The sequence below is a fragment of the Streptomyces sp. NBC_00076 genome (assembly GCF_045041235.1).
Classification (GTDB): Bacteria; Actinomycetota; Actinomycetes; order Streptomycetales; family Streptomycetaceae; genus Streptomyces.
Genome location: NZ_CP108242.1, coordinates 7943573 through 7967014 on the forward strand (window position 1 = coordinate 7943573; position 23442 = coordinate 7967014).

At 70.5% G+C, this 23442-nt stretch carries 21 protein-coding genes, 1 other RNA gene and 1 pseudogene; 20 read left to right on the plus strand and 3 right to left on the minus strand.

Translation table 11 applies throughout. The features are described from left to right. From OHA64_RS35800 to OHA64_RS35850, 11 genes are all read left to right on the plus strand, one after another. A complete protein-coding gene (locus tag OHA64_RS35800) occupies positions 1-219 on the plus strand; it encodes a hypothetical protein (protein ID WP_405620331.1) in 219 nt (72 codons plus the stop codon). After that, an RNA gene (locus OHA64_RS35805) (hammerhead ribozyme type II) lies at positions 218-281 on the plus strand. The genes OHA64_RS35800 and OHA64_RS35805 overlap by 2 nt, the downstream gene beginning before the upstream one ends. A 12-nt stretch (positions 282-293) precedes the next feature. Continuing rightward, complete coding sequence (locus OHA64_RS35810; RefSeq protein ID WP_405620333.1) at positions 294-449, plus strand: hypothetical protein; 156 nt, start codon at positions 294-296, stop codon at positions 447-449. Positions 450-571: 122 nt separating this feature from the next. Further along, positions 572-712 carry a hypothetical protein gene (locus tag OHA64_RS35815; protein WP_405620335.1) on the plus strand — a complete coding sequence of 47 codons (141 nt, stop codon included), beginning with the start codon at positions 572-574 and terminating at the stop codon, positions 710-712. Between the two features lie 5 nt (positions 713-717). Then, positions 718-873: a hypothetical protein gene (locus tag OHA64_RS35820; protein WP_405620337.1), complete on the plus strand. Its 156-nt coding sequence runs from the start codon at positions 718-720 to the stop codon at positions 871-873. A 94-nt stretch (positions 874-967) separates the two neighbouring features. Beyond that, complete coding sequence (locus OHA64_RS35825; protein ID WP_405620339.1) at positions 968-1507, plus strand: hypothetical protein; 540 nt, start codon at positions 968-970, stop codon at positions 1505-1507. 71 nt (positions 1508-1578) lie between these two features. After that, on the plus strand, positions 1579-1788 hold the full coding sequence (locus OHA64_RS35830) for a hypothetical protein (RefSeq protein ID WP_405620341.1): 210 nt from the start codon (positions 1579-1581) through the stop codon (positions 1786-1788). A gap of 255 nt (positions 1789-2043) precedes the next feature. Then, positions 2044-2490, plus strand: a complete 447-nt coding sequence (locus OHA64_RS35835) for a hypothetical protein (RefSeq protein ID WP_405620343.1) — start codon at positions 2044-2046, stop codon at positions 2488-2490. A gap of 82 nt (positions 2491-2572) precedes the next feature. Then, entirely contained in the window at positions 2573-3220 is a 648-nt protein-coding gene (locus OHA64_RS35840; RefSeq protein ID WP_405620345.1) for a DUF2637 domain-containing protein, read from the plus strand. Between the two features lie 9 nt (positions 3221-3229). After that, positions 3230-3646 (plus strand): hypothetical protein, encoded by a 417-nt coding sequence (locus OHA64_RS35845; RefSeq protein WP_405620347.1) that lies wholly within the window; start codon positions 3230-3232, stop codon positions 3644-3646. After that, a complete protein-coding gene (locus OHA64_RS35850; protein WP_405620349.1) occupies positions 3643-3885 on the plus strand; it encodes a hypothetical protein in 243 nt (80 codons plus the stop codon). Before OHA64_RS35845 ends, OHA64_RS35850 begins: the two co-directional genes overlap by 4 nt. Before the next feature lie 367 nt (positions 3886-4252). On the opposite strand, the gene OHA64_RS35855 is transcribed toward OHA64_RS35850, so the two are convergent. Together OHA64_RS35855 and OHA64_RS35860 are read right to left on the minus strand one after the other, a co-directional pair. After that, positions 4253-4468 carry a DUF397 domain-containing protein gene (locus OHA64_RS35855; protein WP_405620351.1) on the minus strand — a complete coding sequence of 72 codons (216 nt, stop codon included), beginning with the start codon at positions 4466-4468 and terminating at the stop codon, positions 4253-4255. Then, entirely contained in the window at positions 4465-5319 is an 855-nt protein-coding gene (locus OHA64_RS35860; protein WP_405620353.1) for a helix-turn-helix domain-containing protein, read from the minus strand. The genes OHA64_RS35855 and OHA64_RS35860 overlap by 4 nt, the downstream gene beginning before the upstream one ends. A gap of 679 nt (positions 5320-5998) precedes the next feature. Here OHA64_RS35860 and OHA64_RS35865 point away from each other — a divergent pair. The 8 genes and pseudogenes from OHA64_RS35865 (at position 5999) to fxsT (ending at position 20347) form a co-directional block, all read left to right on the plus strand. Continuing rightward, positions 5999-6217, plus strand: coding sequence for a hypothetical protein (locus OHA64_RS35865; RefSeq protein ID WP_405620355.1), 219 nt, complete (start codon positions 5999-6001; stop codon positions 6215-6217). 786 nt (positions 6218-7003) lie between these two features. Next, a pseudogene (locus tag OHA64_RS35870) lies at positions 7004-7837 on the plus strand (LLM class F420-dependent oxidoreductase); the annotation flags it as partial. An 86-nt stretch (positions 7838-7923) separates the two neighbouring features. Next, positions 7924-8808 carry a DUF4232 domain-containing protein gene (locus tag OHA64_RS35875; protein ID WP_405620357.1) on the plus strand — a complete coding sequence of 295 codons (885 nt, stop codon included), beginning with the start codon at positions 7924-7926 and terminating at the stop codon, positions 8806-8808. 129 nt (positions 8809-8937) lie between these two features. After that, the gene (locus tag OHA64_RS35880; protein ID WP_405620359.1) at positions 8938-10407 is read left to right on the plus strand and encodes a 3' terminal RNA ribose 2'-O-methyltransferase Hen1; all 1470 of its coding nucleotides are present in this window, start codon (positions 8938-8940) and stop codon (positions 10405-10407) included. Beyond that, positions 10404-12959: a polynucleotide kinase-phosphatase gene (locus OHA64_RS35885; RefSeq protein ID WP_405620361.1), complete on the plus strand. Its 2556-nt coding sequence runs from the start codon at positions 10404-10406 to the stop codon at positions 12957-12959. The genes OHA64_RS35880 and OHA64_RS35885 overlap by 4 nt, the downstream gene beginning before the upstream one ends. A gap of 177 nt (positions 12960-13136) precedes the next feature. Further along, complete coding sequence (locus tag OHA64_RS35890) at positions 13137-14684, plus strand: effector-associated domain 2-containing protein (protein ID WP_405620363.1); 1548 nt, start codon at positions 13137-13139, stop codon at positions 14682-14684. Then, on the plus strand, positions 14681-15745 hold the full coding sequence (locus OHA64_RS35895) for an AAA family ATPase (RefSeq protein WP_405620365.1): 1065 nt from the start codon (positions 14681-14683) through the stop codon (positions 15743-15745). The genes OHA64_RS35890 and OHA64_RS35895 overlap by 4 nt, the downstream gene beginning before the upstream one ends. Beyond that, a complete protein-coding gene (gene fxsT / locus OHA64_RS35900) occupies positions 15746-20347 on the plus strand; it encodes an FxSxx-COOH system tetratricopeptide repeat protein (protein WP_405620367.1) in 4602 nt (1533 codons plus the stop codon). 390 nt (positions 20348-20737) lie between these two features. Here fxsT and OHA64_RS35905 read toward each other — a convergent pair whose 3' ends face one another. Continuing rightward, positions 20738-22087 (minus strand): cation:proton antiporter, encoded by a 1350-nt coding sequence (locus OHA64_RS35905; RefSeq protein ID WP_405620369.1) that lies wholly within the window; start codon positions 22085-22087, stop codon positions 20738-20740. 152 nt (positions 22088-22239) lie between these two features. Here OHA64_RS35905 and OHA64_RS35910 point away from each other — a divergent pair, with 152 nt between their 5' ends. Next, complete coding sequence (locus tag OHA64_RS35910) at positions 22240-23436, plus strand: hypothetical protein (RefSeq protein ID WP_405620373.1); 1197 nt, start codon at positions 22240-22242, stop codon at positions 23434-23436. Positions 23437-23442: the final 6 nt, after the last annotated feature.

Sequence of the window (23442 nt, forward strand, 5' to 3'; positions counted from 1 at the left end):
ATGGGCTACAACGTGTTCGTAGACGACAGCATCAACGGTCGGAACCTGGCCACGTTCAGCATGCCGTGTGCTTACGACGCGTCGGCCGTGGCCAACCACTTCGTCGATGCCGGCTTCCGCGTCGATACGGACCTGTGGGGCGACGTCATCCCCGACGCCATGATGTCGCCGGAGGTCGCGGCCCTGGCGGAGGCGACGCTCCCCGTCCCCGCGCTGTAGCCGAAACGCCCTCCGGGGCGTCCGCGGGACATGGCCTACCCGCGCTGAGGAGGCAGGCCGTAGGAGGAGAGACCATGCCGCACGAGTGTCCCAACGGAAACATCGTCTGCTTCTACGACTCCCCGTGCCCGGAGTGCATCGACGACGAGGAGCGGCAGGAAGAGCAGATCTCGCGACACGTGAAGAACTGCACCGCTGACGGGTTTTGCTACATCTGCCAGTGCCTTTAGCACCACGCCCCGTCTAGGCATCGCCCGAGATGACGACCCGGCACCCCCAGTGCCGGCGGGCGCGCGGTTCGAATCCGCGGCGGGGCTCCCAATCGAGCAGGCACGAGGCTTAGGAGGAAGCTGTGATCGAGATTCAGAGGCAGATCGAGGCGGAGCGGCTCGCCGCCCGACGCCGCTACTACGTCGAGCGCTCGGAAACGGCCCCGGTCCTGGACGACTACGACGACGGATTCGACTACAGCACGGACGACGAGACGGAGTAGGGAACGTGCGACGAGCCCCCAACGACTCCGCCGTCCGCGCAGCTTTCGACCGCTTCCACACCACGGCCCCGACGAACCGCAAGTCGGCCGTCGAGCAGCTTCACAAGGACATGAAGCGTGCCGGCGGACCGGTGCCGCAGGACGAAATCGAGGAGCGCTAAACGTTTTGCGGTCATGGGTTGTGGTGGTCGACATAACTGTGCGATAGTCATTCACGTGAGGGACACACGGTTCCTCGAAGCCCTAGGAGGGGTCATGGCGATCAGCGCCGAAGTTGAGGTCACGCCGCTGGCGGAGGTTGTCGAGACTCCCGAAGCGGAGAGCGAGCGACTCGAACTCGTCATGTCGCGCCTCCGCCGCATCCACCCTTCCGAGCGCACGGAAGAGCAGCGGCAGGAGCTGCGTGACGCCAACGCACGTCTCGTCGCGCTGTACTCCGTACCGCCGGAGGGGTACTCCACGCCGAAGGCTGTGACCGACCTCCTGTCCTTCGCGGAGTCGCACGGGTGGGCGACGTCCGCCACGTGGACCGCATTGGGGTACGCGGGGGAGCCGTTCCTTAACGTCAAGGTCGGTCACCTCGTCCCCGAGGAGGAGCGCGAGAACTACCGGGGTGACCGTTGGGTCTACTCCCTGACGTGGCACTCGCGGGACTGTGCCCCCGGGAAGACGCGTCGCTTCGGGCAGGGCACGGCCGTGACGCCGGACAACCCGGCGACGCACGGAGCCCCGTCCGTCAAGGCCATCCGCGACGTGATCGCGAAGAACCCCGCGGCCGTGAGCGTCGCAGCCTAACCACCCTTGGAGCCCCTGCGAATTGCGGTCGCGGGGGCTCCTCCGTTTCGCGAGTCACACACGGAGGAGCCATGACCTTTCAGATCGAAGAGCACATCACCGCCCGTCAGATCAGACGAGGGGACGTCTTCGTCCTCCACGGCCACGTGCGGACGGCTGACAGCCCCGCCTGGCCTTCGTTCGACGGGCACGTCCACATCGGCTTCGTGGGCGGGGGAGACGCCACCGTGCCGGCTGACAAGCCCATCACGGTCACGCGCACCGTGGCGGATGCCGCGTGATGTACCGACTGACCTTCGAGTGCGGAAGGTCCTCCGTCATCGACGACGTGGCGCATCGTCATTTCCTCCGCCAGGCCCTCCGGCGCCGGCACGAGACGACGAGGGTCCGGGGCGGGTACGTGGTGACACTGCCGAGTGGGCGACTCGTGGCGCTGCTTGCGGAAGGAGCGCAAAACGTTTGTCGCTAGGTGTTGTGGTGGCCGACATAACTGTGTCATAGTCGGAGCAACGCAAGGCACTGACGGAGGAGCAGACATGAACAAGGTCTACGAGCGCACTGAGAACGGCGTCACCACCATCGTCAGCCGGGGGGAGGGACTCGCGGAGATCAACGAGGCGATGATGGGGCGGGTGGTCCGGGAGCGTTCCACCCGGACCATGTCGTCGATCAACCGGACGGACTACAGCATCGTCTACCGGGACGGCCGCGCGGTCACGCTGAAGCTGGTCGACGAGCCGGCCAAGGTGGAGACGGACAGCAGGGGCCGCCGGATCGTCACCGTCAAGGGCAAGCGCTACATCGTCGGCACCATTACGCCCGCCGAACCCCGTACCCCGGGCGCGAAGTCCTGGATCCCCGAGGCATTCGTCTGCTACTGGTCTGAGCGGAACGGCGAGACCTTCGGCGCCACGCGGTCCGCCTGCGGGAGCCAGAAGCCGGGCACCGTCGGACGCGCCATCTGGGACGCCGTGAACCGCTGAACCACCCGTGGAGCCCCTGCCAATTGCGGTGGCGGGGGCTCCGCTCGTAACTCACGCACACCACAAGCACACTGAAGGAGCCATGAGAGAGAAGCTTCGGGACCCGATCCTGATCCAGGCCGTCATCGCTGCCGCCCTCTCCTTCGCCCACATTCACGACATCGCGGAAGCCGCAGGGCAGGGCGGATGGAAGGCTTGGGCGTACCCGGTCAGCGTCGACTTGCTGATGGTCATGGCCTGGAAGCAGATCCGCACCGACGACGGCTCGTCGAAGGCGGCCCCGTGGGTGTGGTTCCTCGTCTCCCTCGCGGCCTCCCTCGGGGCGAACATCGCGACGGCCGGCGTCCTGAACCTGGCCAACCTCCCCGTCGGTCTGCGCGTCCTCGTCGCAGGTTGGCCGGCGATCGCGTTCCTTGGCGGCTCGCTACTCGTGCACTCGCGCAAGACACACGCGGAGGAGCCGCAGGAGCCCGCTGGAGAGCCTGAGGCGGACGAGGTGGAGGAAGTGGACCCGGAGCCCGTGAACGAGGCTCCTGCGCGCGTACTCGTGTCGTACGCGGAGGCTGCGGGAATCATCGGCGTCGCGCCGGAGACGGTCCGAGGTGCCGCGAACGGCGACAACCCGCGGATCCGTAAGTTCTACCTTGAGCCGGGCAACCCGCGGTCCGTCCGCGTCGACCTGAACGAGGCCCGCAAGGTCATCAACAACCGTCGCCCTGTGGGGGCGTGAGGGGAAGTCATGGAAGCCAGGTTTACCGACGAGTACGGCGAAGATCTGTACGTGCTCGACAGTGAGAGCAGTGTCCAGACGTCCGTGTTCGGTCGTGGGACGCGGCACACCCCCGCGCAGGCCCGGGAGATCGCGGCGGCTTTCCTTCGCGCGGCGGACGAGGCGGATTGGGCGGCAGGCGTGAACACCTACCCGGACGTGCCTGCGGAGGAGTTGCGCGTCGGTGACGTCCTCCGCCCGTCTGTCGACTACCGCGGAGACGACAACGACCAGACGGCGACGTGCACGGCGGTGATGAAGCGCACCGACGCCCCGTACCTGCGTGTGACGTGGCGGATGCTGGAGTCAGGCGAGACATGGACGTCGACGATGCACGAGAGGGAGTCCGTGTGCCTCATGCGTCGAGGACCGGTGAACGGACGATGACGCAGCCCACGGAAAACACCGACGACGCCCCGCCGGTCGTCGATGCGGAAGACTTGCGGGTCGGCGACGTCATGTTCGACACAGCCATGCATGACATCGAGGTTGCGGACGTCTTGAATCTGTTCGGCCGCAGCGTGGTCGTTACCTGGCGTCGCGGAGGCGTCAACTGGGTGCACACCTACGGCCTTCATGACCGGGTCCAGCTCCTCCGCCGCGGACAAGAGGCGGAGGGACGGTAATGGCCACGGAGACGGGTTACGAGCCCGGACAGTGCGGCCGGCGGTGCCACCCCGTTCGATACCGCGTCGTCCCTGTCTGGCGTGGCATCGTCCGCCGATGGGGTGTTCACGACGAACACCTTGACGTCAAGCTCCGAAAGACGGAACCGTCGCGATGGCGGGCGGACGCGTGGTGTGGCGTGCTGCTGCGGATGGAGATGGCCGAACGTCGAGCGTGGGACCTGGCTCCCTAACTCGCGGCATAGTCCCCTAGATGCGGCAATGCTGAAGAGGCCAGCGTGTAACCGCCCCTGCACAGGGCACCCGAGCATCACCCCCCATGAGAGAGCCCCCGTCGCATCACGCGGCGGGGGCTCTTTGCGTTGTACTAGGCGACGTCGCCACGCTTCAGGGCGTCGACGAAGACACCCCACGTGGTGTCACCGAAGACGACCGCCGGCCCGGCGGGACGCTTGCTGTCACGCACGGGCAGAGCCGCGGGAACGGCGCCGTGAGCGACCTCGATGCAGTTGTTGTTGCCTCCGCTGTAAGACGACTTCGTCCACTCGAAGCCTGGCGCGGACGAGTCGGTGATCCTGGTCATTTGATGTTGTCCTTAGATCGTTCAATGAGGTCGGCCGATTCGTCGAACGGCAGCGCTGCCGCGCGAAGATGCTCGAACGCGGTGCCGTATCGACTCACTTCCGCAGCGTCCTCGACATACAGAGCGGACGTCAGATGCTCCAGGAGAGCGACGTCAAGATCAGACGTCTCTGGGAACCCGACGACCGTGAAGCTACCGCTCATGCCCACGTGGGGTGGCGCGTCGAGCGGCAGGACCTGTATCGAGACGTGCGGAAGCCTTGCAATGTCTAGCAGCTTCTGAAGCTGCTCTCTCATCACCTGCGGGGCGCTCTTCACCCTCGGGCGGAGCGCAGCCTCGTGGATGACGGCCCACAGCTGGAGAGGCTGCGGGCGAGTGAGGACGGACTGACGCGCCATGCGGACTTCGACGAGGGCGTCAACCTCACCGTCGGTCGACGTCATGTTGATCGCCCTGATGGTCGCACGTGCGTACGCCGACGTCTGAAGGAGTCCCGGGATGAGCGTCGACTCGTACGACCGCATGTCGGCCGCGTCAGCCTCCAGGCTGATCAGATCGGCGTAGGCGGGTGAGATGACGTCGCGGTAGGGCTGCCACCATCCGCGGGTACGGCCGTGGCGGGCGAACGACTGGAGCGCATCCCGCTTCTCCAGGTCGTCTACGCCGTAGACGTCGAGCAGGCGGCTCAGGTCGTCCGGCTTGATACCGAGAAATGCCTTCTCGACACGACTGATCTTCGACGGCGGGAGGTTGACGCGCTCTGACACGTCGTCCAGCTTCAACCCTGACGCCACCCTGAGCCGGCGCAATTCCGAGCCCAGCCTTCGCGTTCGAACTGTCGGTTCAGCCATCGTCACCCCCTCGGATGCCCATTCTCGACGCCCGGCGCGTCTCGTGGCTACAGCTTTCCACAGCCATCGAGCCATCGAAGCACTCCGACTGCAATTTTGCAGATCTGCGCGCTTCGCTTGCAATTCCGGCTGAACAGTCGCCACACTGGCAGTGCCATTCCGCGCACAGCAAGTGACGATACGCGTCGGGACGGCGCTGTACTGCTATGTGCCTGTATCCAGTGAGGGAGGTGCAGAGGTGGCATTAAGGCGAAGGACGAGGGTCGTGCATCCCCCGAATCCGACGTGTGCCACTCCAGAGCCGACGCCCGGGTGTGACGATTGCGCCGCCCGTGCTGCGGAGTGGAAAAGGGCTACGAACCCCAAGAGCCCCGAGTATGACCTTTCGAGAGCGTCGGATGTGGTCGTCATGCTGAAGCGCCATCAGAGGAGGCAGCATGGCGGGGGCTGACTCGGAGGGGCTGCCTGCCGTCGGAACCCCCATCGTCGACACCACCAAGAGCGTTATCGGAAAATTCCAATACGAATACGCAGGGCGGTACTACCTGCGCCCCCAGGGTGGCGGACGAGAGTGGGACGTGCACTCCAAGTGGTGCCGCGTGGCGACGGACGAAGATCTGAGCAGCGAGGTACTGACGTCAAGGCGGATCCGGTGGCGTGACGAGGACAGGAAGCCCTCATGACGATCCTGCCCATGGCGCCGACCATGACGCTCAAGCCCTCCGGGATTCCTGTCAATCAGTTCATCGAATGCGCCCGCTGCCTGGCCCACAGTGCGGACGACAGCAGCGCTCAGGAGTGGGCGGAGGGGCACCACACCGAGCGTCCCGGTCACGACACGTTCCGCACTGTCAGTACGTCGAGTTGGCGACTTACGCCGAAGAGAAGTACCCCCTGAGCCCGCGCCCTGACGCCCTGTGGCGTTGGCGCGCGGTGGGCGCGGCAGGGGCCGGTGAGTCGAGTGAGGTCGGCCTCTCCCGGTTCCTGCTCGCGTCCGAAACGCAAGGTCTGCAAGTCCGCTGACCGACTTTGACCGAAGTCGGCAGACGAGTAGAGGAGGTAACCAATGCTCAGCAAGCTTGGAACCGTCTGGACGTGGCCGCCCGTGCCGAAGCCGGACGATGACCCGCCCACTCCGTCCGAGAACGACTAGGAGACGAACCATGGCCTCTAGCAGTCGCAACCGCGTTCCCACCACACGTGATCTTGCGGAGGAGGATCTCCTGATGGACACGTTCCGGGGTCGCCGGCACTGTCCTGCGCATCCGACGCAACAGATGATCCCGCTGGGTGTGTCGGACGTCTGCCCGCTGGAACACGGCGCCGCAGACAGCCAAGCGGACGACCGCTAGAGGTGAACTTCTCGTCCCCATGCTCCTCGTTGCTAGGGGACGAGGCGCCGCCCGTCGGTGGAGTCCGTAACGTCACGGACTGCCCGGGGCGGTAGCGGTGCCCCGTCCGTCCTCTACCCCCGTGGAGGATGGGCGGGGTCTCTGCTCTGATGACCCTCCTCGCAAGTGGCCGTGGCTCCTTCGGCCTGGCGAGGAGTCCCGCCCGAGGTGCCGATCCCCAACCGCAAGGGGCTCGGGCGGATGAAGCCCCGTTCACTGCTTTCACCGTGGCAGTGGGCGGGGCTTCTTCGTTTCCGCAGGTCAGAGCATGCGATACACTGAGGTAGCAATCAGACCAGATCTTCCGTTCCGACCACTATCTGAGGATGGGTGACGGGGACGGCCTGCCCGGCCCCACCGACGCCTGGATCACCCTCGCCGGCCTGGCCCGCGAGACCAAGCGCATCCGCCTCGGCACGCTGATGACCGCGGGCACCTTCCGGCTGCCCGGCGTGCTCGCCATCCAGGTCGCGCAGGTCGACCAGATGTCGGGCGGTCGCGTCGAACTGGGCCTGGGCGCCGGCTGGTTCGAGGAGGAGCACGCGGCGTACGGCATACCGTTCCCGAAGGAGAAGATCGCCCGTCTGGAGGAGCAGCTGGCGATCGTCACCGGCCTGTGGGCGACGGAGCCCGGCTCCACCTTCGACTTCCACGGCACGTACTACGACCTCAAGGACTCGCCCGCGCTGCCGAAGCCCGCGCAGCGCAAGGTGCCCGTCCTCATCGGCGGCCAGGGCGCCACCCGTACCCCGCGACTGGCCGCCCGCTACGCCGACGAGTTCAACATGCCGTTCGGCTCGGTCGAGGACAGCAGGCGCCAGTTCGACCGGGTCCGTGCCGCCGCCGAGGAGGCCGGCCGCGGCGCCGACGAGATCACCTACTCCAACGCCCTCGTCGCCTGCGTCGGCAAGGACGACGCCGAGGTCGCCCGCCGTGCCGCCGCGATCGGCCGCGAGGTCGACGAGCTCAAGGCCAACGGCCTGGCGGGCACCCCGGCCGAGGTCGTCGAGCGGATCGGCCGCCACGCCGAGGCCGGCTCCGAGCGGATCTACCTCCAGATCCTCGACCTCTCCGACCTGGACCACCTGGAGCTGATCTCGTCCCAGGTGCAGTCGCAGCTGTCGTAGGCCGTAGAGGTCACCGTGACAGGCCTGTGACCGGAACTATGGCCTCCGCCACGGCGGGGCGATCCAGGTGCTGATGAGGTGGACAGATGCGAAGAGCCACCTCACTTCTGCCCGCCCTCGCCGCCGTCGCCCTGCTGGTGACCGGCTGCGGATCGGAACGCGCCGGTTCCCAGGGCGGCGGAAACGGTATGTCGTCCCCGGTCCCCGTCACCGATCCGGGAACGGACGGCGTCCGGATCACAGGTCTGACCCTCCCGTCTCCCACCGGCGCGGCCGGGGTCTCCGCCGCCTACGAGGTCACCAACGACAGCACCGAGACGCTGACGTACACCGTCCTGTTCGACTTCACCACCGCCACCGGCGAGGTGATGACCAACCTGCACCAGACCGTGCGGGACGTCGGCCCCGGCCGCACCGTGCGGGGGACGGTCGACATGCCGCCCCCGGCTCCGGGGACGGCTGACGTCACCCGGGTGCGCGTCGCCGAGGTCACCAGCGTCCCCGCCGCCGAGGCACCGGCCGAACCCGGTGACTGCCCGCGGTCCGGGATCCGGGTCACGGCCGACCGGGGCGACGCGGCCATGGGGCTGCGGGTGGTGGGGCTGTGGCTGGAGAACTGCGGAACCAGCGCCTACCAGGTCGACGGCTACCCGCGGCTGACCCTCCTCGACGACGACCGCGAGCCGGTCGACGGCGTGCGGATCCTCCGGGGCAGCGGCGGCATCACCACCGCGGTGACCGGGATCGACGAGCCGCCCCGGCCCGTGACCCTGAAACCGGGCGACCGGGCGCGGGCCAGTCTGGTGTGGCGCAACACAGTCGAGGCCGGCACCGCCGTGGATGTTCCCCATGTCAGGGTCCGGGCGCGGACCGGCGCACCGCCCGTCACGGTGTCACCCCACCTCGACCTCGGGACCACCGGGAAGCTGGGAGTCGGCCCCTGGCGGGCGGAGGAGGACCGACCCGAATAAACGAACGCGCCGGTCGGCAGGGGTGTGGGATCGTATGACGGTCGTCGTGCCGAGCCCTCGGGAGCACCGTCCCTGGGGGCTTTCGCACGTAAGGCACCACCACGTCCACCGGCCGGAGAGGCCCTCCGCATGTTCCTGACGATCAGTACCACCGGCACTCCCGAACGCCCCGCCACCGACCTCGGCTACCTGCTGCACAAGCATCCCGAGAAGGCGCAGGCGTTCTCCACGTCCTACGGCAGGGCGCACGTCCTCTATCCCGAGGCGGACGCCGAGCGCTGCACGGCGGCGCTGCTGCTGGAGGTCGACGCGGTGGCACTGGTCCGGCGCGGCAAGGGCAAGGGGCGCGGCGGCGCCCCCGACGCGGCGCTCGCGCAGTACGTCAACGACCGCCCCTACGCCGCCTCCTCGCTGCTCGCCGTGGCGCTGAGCGCCGTGTTCTCCAGCGCGATGCGAGGCGTGTGCAACGCCCGGCCCGAGCGTGCCGCGCAGCCGTTGCCGCTGCGCATCGAGGTACCCGCGCTGCCCGCCCGAGGCGGCCCGGAGCTGGTACGACGTCTCTTCGAGCCGCTCGGCTGGACGGCGACCGTCGAACCGGTGGCCCTGGACAGCGCGTTCCCGGAGTGGGGCGACTCGCGGTACGTGCGTCTCGAACTGGAGTCCCGGACGCTGACCCTCGCCGAGGGGCTGCGACACCTGTACGTCCTGCTGCCCGTGCTCGACGACGCCAAGCACTACTGGGTGGCGCCCGACGAGGTCGACAAACTGCTGCGGGCCGGCGAGGGCTGGCTGCCCGAGCACCCGGAGCAGAAGCTGATCACCAGCCGATACCTGTCCCGCCGCTGGTCGCTGACCCGGGAAGCGATGGAGCGACTGGAACTGGTGCGGCTGGCCGAGGCCGACGACAGCGAGGTCGAGGAGATCGACAACGCCGTCGAGGCGGAGACCGAGGCCGAGGAGAAGCCGACCCCGCTCGCGGTGCAGCGCCGGGACGCCATCGTCGCAGCGCTCAAGGAGTCGGGTGCCGCCCGAGTCCTCGACCTCGGATGCGGGCAGGGCCAGTTGGTGCAGACGCTGCTCAAGGACCCGCGGTTCACCGAGATCGTCGGCGTCGACGTGTCGATGCGGGCCCTCACCATCGCCTCCCGGCGACTGAAGCTGGACCGCATGGGGGAGCGTCAGGCCTCGCGCGTGCAGCTCCTCCAGGGCTCGCTGGCCTACACCGACAACCGGCTCAAGGGATACGACGCCGCCGTGCTCAGCGAGGTCGTCGAGCACCTCGACCTGCCCCGGCTGCCCGCCCTGGAGTACGCCGTGTTCGGCGCGGCCCGTCCGCGCACGGTCCTGGTGACCACCCCGAACGTCGAGTACAACGTCCGTTGGGAGAGCCTCCCGGCGGGCCACGTCCGGCACGGCGACCACCGCTTCGAGTGGACCCGCGCCGAGTTCCGGTCCTGGGCGGACACGGTGGCCGAACGGCACGGCTACGACGTGGGGTTCGTGCCGATCGGACCGGACGACCCCGAGGTGGGACCACCGACCCAGATGGCCGTGTTCAGTATCAGGAACGTGAACGAGAAGGAGGCGAAGGCGGCATGACCGACACCCAGGTTTCGCGGAACCAGGGGCGGGTCCTCCCCGTCACCGACCTCTCCCTCGTCGTCCTGATCGGTGCCTCCGGCTCCGGCAAGTCGACCTTCGCCCGGCGGCACTTCAAGCCGACCGAGGTGATCTCCTCGGACTTCTGCCGCGGTCTGGTCTCCGACGACGAGAACGACCAGAGCGCGACCCGGGACGCCTTCGACGTCCTGCACTACATCGCGGGCAAGCGCCTGGCGGCAGGCCGCCGGACCGTCGTGGACGCCACCAGCGTGCAGCAGGACGCCCGGCGCCAGCTGATCGACCTGGCCAAGCAGTACGACGTGCTGCCCATCGCCATCGTGCTCGACGTCCCTGAGGAGGTGTGCGCCGAGCGCAACGCGACCCGCGACGACCGTGCCGACATGCCTCGGCGGGTCATCCAGCGGCACACCCGTGAACTGCGGCGCTCGCTCAGGCACTTGGAGCGTGAGGGCTTCCGCAAGGTGCACGTCCTGCGCGGCGTCGAGGACGTCGAGACCGCCACCGTCGTCACCGAGAAGCGCTTCAACGACCTGACCCACCTCACCGGCCCCTTCGACATCGTCGGCGACATCCACGGCTGCGCGTCCGAACTGGAGTTGCTGCTGGGCAAGCTGGGCTACGTCGACGGCGTCCACCCGCAGGGCCGTACCGCGGTCTTCGTCGGCGACCTCGTCGACCGCGGCCCGGACAGCCCGGGCGTGCTGCGCCGGGTGATGTCGATGGTCGCCTCGGGCAACGCCCTGTGCGTGCCGGGCAACCACGAGAACAAGTACGGGCGTCACCTCAGGGGCCGCAAGGTCCAGCACACCCACGGGCTCGCCGAGACCATCGAGCAGATGGAGGGACAGACCGAGGAGTTCCGCGGGCAGGTACGGGAGTTCATCGACGGCCTCGTCAGCCACTACGTCCTCGACGGCGGCAAGCTGGTCGTCTGCCACGCCGGACTGCCGGAGAAGTACCACGGCCGCACCTCGGGCCGGGTCCGCTCGCACGCCCTGTACGGCGACACGACCAGGGAGACCGACGAGTTCGGGCTGCCGGTGCGCTACCCGTGGGCGGAGGACTACCGGGGCCGGGCGGCGGTCGTCTACGGGCACACCCCGGTTCCGGAAGCCAGTTGGCTCAACAACACCATCTGCCTGGACACCGGCGCCGTCTTCGGCGGCAAGCTGACCGCGCTGCGCTGGCCGGAGCGAGAGCTGGTCGACGTACCGGCGGAGCGGGTCTGGTACGAGCCGGCCAGGCCGCTGCGGGCCGAGGCGCCCGGCGGGCAGGACGGACGTCCGCTCGACCTCGCGGACGTGCACGGCCGCCGGGTCGTCGAGACCCGGCACCAGGGCCGCGTCGCCATCCGCGAGGAGAACGCGGCGGCCGCCCTGGAGGTCATGAGCCGCTTCGCGGTCGACCCGCGCCTGCTGCCGTACCTGCCGCCGACCATGGCCCCGACGGCCACCTCCCGCGTCGAGGGCTACCTGGAGCACCCGGTCGAGGCCTTCGCGCAGTACCAGGAGGACGGCGTCGCGCGGGTCGTGTGCGAGGAGAAGCACATGGGCTCGCGGGCCGTGGTGCTGGTGTGCCGGGACGCCGCGACCGCCCAGAAGCGGTTCGGCGTCGGGACAGGGACCACCGGGGCGCTGTACACCCGCACCGGTCGTCCCTTCTTCGACGACGAGTCGGCCACGGAGGAGATCCTGGGCCGGGTCCGCACGGCGATCGACGAGGCCGGCCTGTGGGCCGAACTCGACACGGACTGGCTCCTGTTGGACGCCGAGCTGATGCCGTGGTCGCTGAAGGCCATGGGGTTGCTGCGCGGTCAGTACGCGGCTGTCGGCGCCGCCGCCGGAGCGGTCTTCCCCGGCGCGCTGGCCGCCCTCGAGGGCGCGGCGGCGCGAGGCGTGGACGTCTCGGACCTGCTGACCCGCCAGCGCGAACGAGCAGACGCGGCCTCGGCGTTCACGGACGCCTACCGCCGCTACTGCTGGACCACGGACGGCCTGGACGGCGTACGCCTGGCCCCGTTCCAGCTCCTCGCCGTCCAGGGCCGCAGCCTCGCCGCCCTGCCGCACGACGAGCAACTCGCCCTCCTCGACCGACTGGTGAAGCACGACGCGAGCGGCCTGCTGCAGACGACCCGTCGCCTGTACGTCGACACCGGTGACCCGGAGTCGGTACAGGCCGGTGTCGACTGGTGGCTGGAGATGACCGGACGCGGCGGCGAGGGCATGGTCGTCAAACCGGTGGGTGCCGTCGTGCGCGGCGCGGAGGGCCGCCTGGTGCAGCCCGGCGTCAAGTGCCGCGGCCGCGAGTACCTCAGGATCATCTACGGTCCGGAGTACACCCGCCCGGACAACCTCGCCCGGCTCCGCGGCCGCTTCCTGAATCACAAGCGCTCGCTCGCGATCCGTGAGTACGCGCTCGGTCTGGAGGCGCTCGACCGGCTGGCCGAGGGCGAGCCGCTGTGGCGGGTGCACGAGGCGGTGTTCGGTGTGCTGGCGCTGGAGTCGGAGCCGGTCGACCCGCGGCTGTAGCCCACCGCCGGGCCCCGCGCGGGGGCCCGAGGATCGATTTCCGGCCGAGTTGCCCCGCCGGGGGCGCACGGCCGGACTTCGCGCCCCGCGATCTCACTTGTCCCTGGTGAACCGCCGGTCGCCGTGCTAACTTCGCAGGTCGGTCAGGCAGGCATACCGGCTCATGGGGGACAGTCGGTGGAGACAGGCACGGGGTTGGACAAGCTCGTCGACGATGCCGTGCGCCCGCGGGGACTCCAGGTCATGGTCGAGCTGACCGACGGCCTGTGCGAACTGAGCTGCACGGAGGACGCCCAGGCGCGCATCCAGTTCGCCGCCATCCTCGCGGAACAGCTCGGCCGGCCGGTCGACCTGCGCGGTGTCCGCCAGCGCGAGGACGTGGCCGCCCTGGTGCGCGCCGCGCTGAACGTGGCGGGCGGCGAACACGTACTCGTCGACGTGGTCCGCATCCTCGAAGGCACCCCGGCGGGCGACGAACTCGACCGGCTGATCGCCCCGGAAGCGCCCGTCGTGCCCGACCTGCCGTGGGACCCGCCCGGACCGCTCAGCCGTGACGACGAGAACAGCGCCCGCGCCGTCCTGGCCAAGGGCGAGCTGCCCGCGAGCCGGGTCAGGGACGACCTCGTCGAGGAGTTGAACGGCCTCGACCTGCCCCTCGGCCTGGCCCCCGACCAGCTGTTATCGCACCTCCTGGAGTGGAACACCCAGCCCGACGGCCTGCCGCCCGCGGTCCTCCTGATGGACCGCGCGGCCCGCCTGGCCGCCACCCCCGCGCACCGCGCCGCCCTGGCCGGCTGGGTCGACGACTGGGCCGCCCGCGCCGCCCTGACCGAGGAACTGGACCGGCGCCGGGGCGCGCGCGCCGAGGCGGTGAGCGACCCCGACATTCCGCGCTGTCTGATCATCGCCGTCGAACCCGCCCGGGACGGCAGCGGCGAGGTCGTCGTGCGCCCCTGGCTGAACACCGTGCCCGGCCACTGGAACCCCCAGCCCGGCGCACCGTCCACCACCACCCTCGACGACCTCGAAGCGGCCGTCGACCAGGCACTGCGACAGGGCGCCCGGCTCTGGGTCGCCCCGCGTGAGCCGGAGCCGGGCGGACGCGTCCAGCCGCCGCCGTACATCGAGTTCGTCCTGCCGTACGAGCTGCTGAACCACGACGTGGCCGGTCTGACGCACCGGATCGGCGACGGACTGCCGATGCCGCTCGGCCTGAAGTACGGGGTGCACCTGCGGAGCCTGGAGCGCATGCGCAGCGACGACGCGCAGGTGCGGGAGCAGTGGCGGGAGCGTTGGCGCACGCTGCGGCAGCACGGGGTCACGGTGCACGGCTGGAGTGAACCGGACGGTCCGCGCCTGAACGCATGGCAGGCGGTGCTCGCTGGGGAGAACAGACATACGGCCGTGGTGCTGGACGCCCCGGCCGACCGTCTGGCCATGGAGGCGCTCAAGGCCGCCATCGCCGAGGGGATCGGGTTGGCGGTCTGGGACCGCAGAGGGGTTTTCGACGAGGAACGCCGAGAGGTGGTGACCGCCGTGTTCGCCGCTGTGCCGACGCCCGCGCAGATCCCGATCGCCATTCACCGGCTGCGACAGAACGCCGAATTGCACACGCAGGGACCTGCACGGTTCCTCGGCCGCAACATCGGCTTCCTCTGGGACGACCCCACCCGACTCGTTGACATCGACCCCGGCGACCTCGCCGGCGAGGAGGCACCGGCATGAGCGCGCAGGAGCAGACGTCCCCGAACGGCTGGCGCGTCTTCCACGCCACCGGCAACGCCCCCGCCGTCCCGCCCCGGCTGCCGGAGCCCCCGCCCTGGCGCCGGTTCCGCGGCGCCCCCGCCCAGCCCGCCCCGCCGGACGACCCCGAGGCCGCCCAGCGCCGCCTGGGCCCGCACGACATCACCCTCCAGCTCGGCCAGGACGAGATCGACACCGTCAACGCCGCCCTGCTGCTGCGCCGGCCACTGCTGATCACCGGCCCGCCCGGCGTCGGAAAGTCGACCCTGGCCTACCTGATATCCCGGGAACTGGGCCTGGGCCGGGTCCTGGAGTGGAACATCGTCAGCCGTACGACGCTGCGGGACGGCCTGTACGTGCACGACGCGATGGGGCGTGCCCAGGCCATAGCCGCCTGGCAGGCCGGCCTGCGGAACGCGCCGGAGGCGGACGTCAACTCCGCTCCCGAGTCAAGTGATCGTCAACTTCCCCCGGTCCTCGGCGACTTCATCACCCTGGGGCCCCTCGGGACCGCGCTGCTGCCCTACGATCGTCCCCGTGTGCTTCTCGTCGACGAGCTCGACAAGAGCGACATCGACCTGCCGAACGACCTGCTGCACGTCCTGGAGAACGGAAGCTATGACGTCCCGGAACTGGTGCGTGACGCCGCGGACACCGCGCGCGTCCACAACAGCGACCCCTCCGGCCGCGCCACGGTGGACGGCGGACGGGTCGAGTGCCGGGAGTTCCCCGTCGTGGTGATCACCAGCAACGGAGAACGCGAGTTTCCGGCCGCCTTCCGTCGGCGCTGCCTGCCACTGGAGATGCGCACACCCACCCGCGAACAGCTTCTGGCCATGGTGGAGGGACACCTGGGCACCCGCCCGGAGAGCACGGAGGACCTGGTTGAGCTGTTCGTACAGCAGGTCCAGGCCGGCGGTACACACTCACTGGACCAGCTACTCAACGCTGTCCAGATGACTACCGCGGGTGGTTTCCAGGTCCATGGTGACGGGCGTAAGCTCGTGGAAATGCTGCTCCGCGACCTCGCGAAGGGCCGCTGAATGACCGGCTTTCCCAGGGAGCGTGCGTCCAGGCTCGGCGACGGAGGTCCCGTATCGGGGTCGTCGCCTCCTTCGGCGTTCCACGAGTCCGTCGAGTACGGGCGTGAGCACGGAGCGCGGCTCCCCGCCGACCTGGAGCAGACCGCACCGGCCCGCAATGGCCCGCACGCCGAGGAACAAGCGGCACCACGCTGGCAGGAGGTCGCCGACGCGGTGTGGCTCGCCGCGTACTGGTCCCGCCACGGCCGCCCGGTACCCGGTCGGCACCCGGGCCCGGCCCCCGAACCAACCAGGGACCCCGAGGACGCACGACCCCCGGGCCAGCCCCCGCCCCCGACCCCGGCCGACGGGGAGCCCCCCGCGGCCCCACCCGTCCCCGACACCGATGCCGTACGTCTGACGCGGCCACCCCGCGCCGACCCCACGGACGACCGGACACCCGGTGCGCGGATCCCGGCCCCGGACAGCACACGCCGGCCCGGCCCGGCGCCGAGCGACGCCCCTGGCGGACCGGCGGCACCGGCCCAGTTGTTACCTCACCCCGAAGGTCCCTACGCGCTGCACGTCGGACGCCCGCTGCTGCCCGCCGACGACCGGCCCCAGCACGGGCCGGGCCGGGCCACCGCCCTGCTCGCGCGCGCCCTGCACCGGCTGGCCCGGCGGATCCCCTCCCGCGACACCCTCGAACTCGACGAGGACACCACCGCCGAGCAGGGAGTCGTCGACGGCATGTGGCTGCCCTTCCTCCGCCCGGCCCGCACGTCCGCCTTCGACCTGGTGCTGCTCATCGACGACGCGCCCACCATGCGGATCTGGGAGGACGCCGCGGCCCGGCTCGCCGAGGCCGCCGAACACAGCGGCGCCTTCAGGGGGGTGCGCACGGTCCGCGTCAACGTGCCCCGCACCGGCGCCGCCACCCTGCGCTGGACCACCGGCCGCGCCGCCGCGGACCCCGCCGAACTCCTCGACGGACGCGGCGGTCGCGTCTTCCTCGTCGTCACCGACGGACTCGCCCACGGCTGGGCCGCATCCGCCGCCGACGACCTGCTCGGCCGGCTCGCCCACGCCGGCCCCACCGCCCTCGTCCACCTGCTGCCGCCGCATCTGCGTCACCGCTCCTCCCTCTACCCGTACCAGGCGGTCCTGGAGGCCGGTGGTTTCGGCGCCCCCAACGACGGCCTGGCGCACTGGGCCCCGCCCGCCGGCCCGGACCCGCTGCGGCCGCTGCCCGCCACCGGCGACGGCTCCGTTCCGGTACCGGTCCTGTCCCTGAAGGCCGGCTCCATCGCGGCCTGGGCCGACCTCGTCACCGGGGAGCGCGGAGTACGCCGCTCGCTGCCCGTCGTGCTGGCCGGCACCCTCACCAAAGGCGCCCCGGCGCCCGGACTGCGCGCCCCGCGCTTCCCGCGCGCCGCAACCGCCGCAGTCCGCCGCTTCTTCACCCTCGCCACCCCGGCCGCGCGCCGACTCGCCACCCAACTTGCCGCCGTTCCCTTCGAGTTCGACCTCATGGAACAGCTGCGCCGACGCACCATGCCGGAGACCGGCCCCGACCATCTCGCCGAGATCCTGATGGGCGGCCTGATCGACTGGGACAGCGGCGGCCAGGGGCGTCCGGAGTTCGCCGACGGAGTTCGCGAGGCGCTGCTCGCGACCACCACCCGCAGCCAACTCGCCCGCACCGTCAGCGTGGTGGGCGAGCTGCCCGCGGCCGGGGCGCGGGGGGTCGCGCTGCGCGCCGCCCTGCAGGACCCGCTCGGCGCCCGGCTGCCCGACCCGGCGGAACACGGCTGGGCACGCAGTGAACTCGCGGTGATGCGCGCGTTGTCGGGGCCGTACTCCGAACGCGCGAAGCGCATAGAGCCCAACCTTCCCCGGCTCGGCACCGGCACGACCGAACGGGTGGCCGTCGGTCCCCCGGCCGGTACACCCACAGAGGTGAACCAGCCGGAGGGCGGGGGATCGCCCGAGGGAAAGGGCAGTGATCCAGCGTCGGACAATTACGACGAAACTGGAGAATCCGTGCCGAGCCAGGTAATCGACGAGACCCGACCCAATGCCTCGGAGGACGAGCAGCTCATGACGAGCACCACGACCAGGACGCCCGCCATCATGGTGAACGTTCCGCTCCGGAACACCTCGTTCGTCGGCCGGCAGGCGCTGCTGAGGGCCGTGGAGGAGCAGCTCGGCGCCCAGGACACCGCGGCCGTGCTGCCGCACGCGCTGCACGGACTGGGCGGCGTCGGGAAGTCGCAGCTGGCGCTCGAGTACATCTACACCCACCAGCAGGACTACAAGGTGATCTGCTGGATCCCCGCCGAGCGCGAGAGCCTCATCCTCGCCGCGCTCAGTACCCTCGCCGCCCAGCTGGGCGTGGCCCCCATGAGCCAGGAGAGTGTGGGCACCCCGACGGCCAACACCGCCGTGCCCGCCGTCCTGGAGGCGCTGCGCACCGGGGCGCCGTACGACAACTGGCTGCTTGTCTTCGACAATGCCGAGGACATCGATGTGGCGCGCAAGTACTTCCCGCCCAACGGCCCGGGGAAGGTCATCGTCACCTCCCGCAACCGGGCCTGGGAGCGGGTGGCCACCCCGCTGCCGGTGAACGTCTTCGAGCGCGAGGAGTCCGTCGAGCTGCTCCAGAGGCGCTCCCCCGACCTGGAGCCCGAGGACGCCGACCGGCTCGCCGAGGCGCTGGGGGACCTGCCGCTGGCGGTGGAGCAGGCGGGCGCGTGGCGTGCCGTCACCGGCATGCTGGTCGAGGAGTACCTCGACCTGCTGCGGCAGCGCAGCCTGGAGATCCTCGAACTCGACACCACCCCGGACTACCCGACGTCGGTGGCGGCCGCGTGGGACATCTCGCTGACCCGGATCGCGGAGAGCAACCCCGGTGCCCGGCAACTCCTCGACATCTGCGCGAGTATGGCTCCCGAGCCCATCCCGCGGTCCGTGCTGCGCGGCAGCCGGGGCGTCAGCATCACGCCCGACGTCGACCCACTGCTGCGCGAGTCGATCAAACTGAACCGTGCCATCCGTGACCTCAGCCAGTTCTCCCTGGTGAAGGTGGACCCGCGCTCCGACACCCTGCAGATGCACCGCCTGCTGCAGACGGTGCTCCTGGCCAAGCTGGGGCAGCAGGAGCGGGAGAGCATGCGGGGCGCCGCCCACCAGCTGCTGTCGGCCGCCAAACCCGGCATCTACGCCTCGTCCCTGGAATGGCGCGCCTACCAGGAGCTGCTGCCGCACGTCCTCGCCTCGCAGGCGGTGACCAGCACCGACGACTGGGTGCGCGAACTGGTCTACGACACGGTGCTGTTCCTCTACTACTGGGGTGACCACACCGGTGCCGCGAACCTCGGCCGGCAGGCCTGGAACGCCTGGCTCGCGGCCTCCGGCGAGGACGACCTCTACGTCATCCGCATGTCGAAGAGGTTCTCCTTCCTGCTGCGCCAGATCGGGCAGGTCGCCGAGTCCATCCCGCTCACCGAGAAGGCGCTGGAGGTCTCCCGTCGTATCGACGTCGAGGCCGAGGAGATGATCGACTCCCTGTGCGAGATGGCGGACGCCCGCCGCTACCAGGGAAGGTTCCAGGAGGCCCGGGATCTGGGGCGGGAGGCCACGGAGCTGGCGCGTCCCCAGTTCGGGCTGGAGGACCCCACGACACTGCGTGCCGCCCACAGCCTCGGCGTCGATCTGCGTCTGTGCGGCCAGTTCGGTGACGCGCTGGCGATGGACCAGGAGAACGCCCGGCTGCGCGACCAGATGTTCGGCTCCGCGAGCTTCTTCACCCTCAACTCCCTCAACGCCCTCTCCATCGACATGCGGGAGAACGGCGACTATCCCGGCGCGCGCGACTTCCAGGAGGACGCCTACCGGCGGGCCCGGACCGCGCTCGGTGAGGAACACCCGCTGACCTTGCGCATCGGCCGCAACCTAGCCGTCTGCCGACGCCGTGACGGGGCCCTCGCCGAGGCCGCGAAGCTCTCCGAGGAGACGCTGCGGCGCTTCGTCGCACGGTACGGGGCCGACCACTTCGACTCCGTGTCCACGGCGCTCAACTACTCCGTCGACCTGCGCCTCGCCGGCGACCTCGACAACGCCCGCACGCAGGGTGAGGACGCCGCGGCGCGCTACGCCGCACGCCTCGGCGACGAGCACGCCTACACGCTGCTGGCCAAGGCCAATCTCGCCGCGACGCTGCGGGCGCTGGGCTCGCTCGAGGCCGCCGGGGATCTGGAGGACGAGGCGGCCGAGCGACTGAAGGAGACGGTCGGGCCGCGGCACATCACCACGCTGACTGTCGCCATCGGCCAGGCCAACACGGCCTATGCCCGCCTGGACTTCGAGCGGGCGCACCGGATCGACGACGCCAACGTGCCGCTGCTGAAGGAGGTCGCGGGTGAGGACCACCCGCTGACCCTGTCGTGCACCGCGAACCTCGCGCTCGACCTGCGCGGCTTGGGCCGCGGGCCCGAGGCCGAAGATGTGCAGCGCAAGGCCGTGGAGGGGCTCACCCGGGTGGTCCGCGTGGACCACCCGTGGCTGCTCGCGGCCCGGCACCGCCGCCGCATCGAGTGCGACATGGCCCCGATGCCGCTGTAGTCACGCCGACGGGCGGGTCGCCCGAAGGGCGCGGTCCGGCTGGGCTGGGGCGGGGCGTTTCGTGGGCTCCCGCGTCCTGCGTCCTGGTCCGGCTGTGTCGAGGGTGTCCCGCTCGGGCCGTTCGGGTCTGGGCCATGTCGCGGGCCGGTCGGCCCGGTCGGCGAGGCGGACCGGGCTCCACCGCCGCGTGCCCCGGCCGGGGCGGGTGGCCGACGGTTCGGGCTCGTCAGCCGGTCGTATCGGGGTTCGGGGGACCGCCCGCTCGTTTCGGACGGCTGCTCTACGACGCGTTCGGCGCCGTCACCGCGGCGGTTCGGTGAGCCGCGCGGAGCCGGGCCCGGTGAGCCGGGTCCGTGTCCGCGGACCGTGCCCTGAACCCCGTGGGCCGGTTCAGCCCAGGTCCGCCACCGGTGTCGTCGTGGTTCCGTCCTGGGGGTGTTGGAGGGCCGGGGTCTCGGCTGCCCGGTCCGCCATCTGCTGCCGTTCGGTGCCCCGCCCCTCGCGTGCGGCGAGCCGGTCGACCAGGAGCAGCAGTGGCTGGGTGAGCAGGGTCGTGAGCAGGGCCATGAAGACCAGGACCGTGTAGAGGGGTTCGCTCAGCAGACCCGCCTGGAGACCCGCGTTGAGGGCGATCAGCTCGGTCAGGCCCCGGGCGCTCACCAGTACCCCCACGGTCCGCGCGTCGTCACGGTCCAGTCCGCTCAGGCGTCCTGCCACCGTCCCGCTGCCGATCTTCGTGGTGACCGCCAGGAACGTCACCACGGTCAGGGCGACCCACCCCGTGGAGTTCATGCTGTTCAGCGCGACGGACTGTCCCGAGACGACGAAGAAGAACGGCAGCAACAGCGAACTGACGTCGTGCAGTGGCCGCAACAGGTCCGGGTCCAGCGTCCCGCCCTGCTCGCGCGGCACCACGACCCCCGCGAGCAGCGCGCCGAAGATGACGTGCAGTCCCAGGGAGTGGGTCACCCACGCCGACCCGAGGGCGAAACCGATGAGTAGCGCCAGCCGCAGCGAGGGCTCCATCCGCGTCCGTGTCCCCCACAGCAGCCTGCGCAGCAGCGGGCGGGCCCCCACCAGCATCAGCGCGATGAAGCCGGCAGCGAGCAGCGCCCGCCACGGCCAGCCCAGCGCGGGCCCGGAGTGATTTCCGTTCAGCATGGTCCCGGCCAGGACCGTCCATCCGATCACGTCGAGCAGGCCGGCCGCGGACACCGCCACCACGCCGGGCACCGTCCGGGACAGACCGTTCTCCCGCACTATCGCCGTCAGCACGGGCACCGCCGTTATCGACAGGGCGATCCCGGCGAACACCACCATGCTGGGGCTCAGGTCCCGTGGCATACCCAGGTCGGCCAGCTGCTCCCGGAACAGCAGTGCGCAGCCGCTGCCCACCGCCATCGGCACGACGAAGGCCGCCAGCGCCACGCTCACCGCCGTGCTCGCCCGGTCACCCAGGACCTTGAGGTCGAGCTCGTACCCCACCGCGAACAGGAACACCACGAGGGAGAACTGGGCGAACCCGGTCAGCGCCGGAGACAGGCCCGCCGGGAACAAGGTCTCGTACGCGCCCGGCGCCACACTGCCGAGCAAGGACGGACCGAGAGCTATGCCCGCCGTCAACTGCCCCACGATGTACGGCTGCTTCAGTCGCCGGGCCAGCCACCCGGCGCCGTGCGCGGCCACCAGAATCAGGGCCGAGGCACCCACGAAGTGCATGACCATCGAGTCAGGGCTCACGGAGTCCCCCTGTGTCCACTGGTGAGGCCGGGGCTCGGCCAACGACGGAGGGTCCTCGCACAGGCGCTCGACCCCAACCTCCTTATGATACTGGTAACTTGACGTCGTAACGGAAGTCGTACACAAGGCAGCACGGGTGTCACGGGGGGCACATGACGGCGCTCGTCTTCATTCATGGCACAGGGGTACGCGAACCGGACTTCTCGAAGCTTGCGGGGAGGGTGGCGGCAGGCCTGACCGCACTGCGCGACGGACTTCGCATCGTGCCCTACTACTGGGCGGACGCGCACGGCGCCACGCTCGCCGCAGGTGGGGCCAGCCTTCCGGCGCACCCCGGCGGCACCGCCCGCGGCCTCGCCGAGACCCCGGCAGCATCCGAGGCCGCCCTCTACGCCGACGCCGATGGCGACGACACCGCCGCCTGGGCCGCCCTCTACGCCGACCCGTACGCCGAACTCGCCCTGGCCGCGGCCGGCACGGCACCCGTCGTCGAGCGCCCGCCCGGCTCCGTACCGCCGCAGCAGCGGCTCCAGGCGCGGCTGGCCGCGCTCGCCGCCCAAGGAGACGCGCCCGCCGCGGAGCTGGGACCCGGCCTGGCCCGTGCCGCCACCGGCCTGGCCGCCGACCCGCTGCTCGGGCCCGCCGCCGACGCCCTCGACCCCGACGACCTCGCGGTGCTGGCCGCCCGCAGCCTGACGGCCCGGATCGTCGCGGACGTCCTTGACGCCGACACGCCGCTCGTCCCGGTGGGGGACACCCGTGACGCCGTCGCCGGCCGGCTCGCCGAAGCCCTCGGCGCACCGCCCCGGGGCACCGAACGCGGGCTGCGCTCCCTGCTGCTGCGGACGGCCGGATCGGCCGCCTCCCGTGCTCTCGTACGCCGTCGCCGCGCCCTCACCGAGGCCGCCCATCCCGCCGCCGCGGACATCCTGCGCTACCTCAGTCGAGGCGAGGCGGTCCGCGCCGACCTGCGGAACCTTGTCGCGGGGCTCGCGCCGCCCGTCGTCCTCGTCTGCCACAGCCTCGGCGGCATCATCGCCCTGGACACGCTGATCGCCGCACCCCTGCCCCAGGTCCGCCTCCTGGTGACGGCCGGCTCCCAGGGGCCCTTCCTGTACGAGTCCGGCTCCCTGCCCACTCTGGAACACCCCGCCCCGCTGCCGGCGCACGTCCCCGCGTGGCTCAACCTGTACGACCCGCGCGACCTGCTCTCCTACGTCGGGGCGGGCCTCTTCCCGGGCCGGGTCACCGACGTCGCCGTCGACAGCCGCCAGCCGTTCCCCGCCGCGCACAGCGCCTACTGGACCAACCCCGAGGTGTACCGCCACATCGTGGACAGACTGCCGTGACCGGCG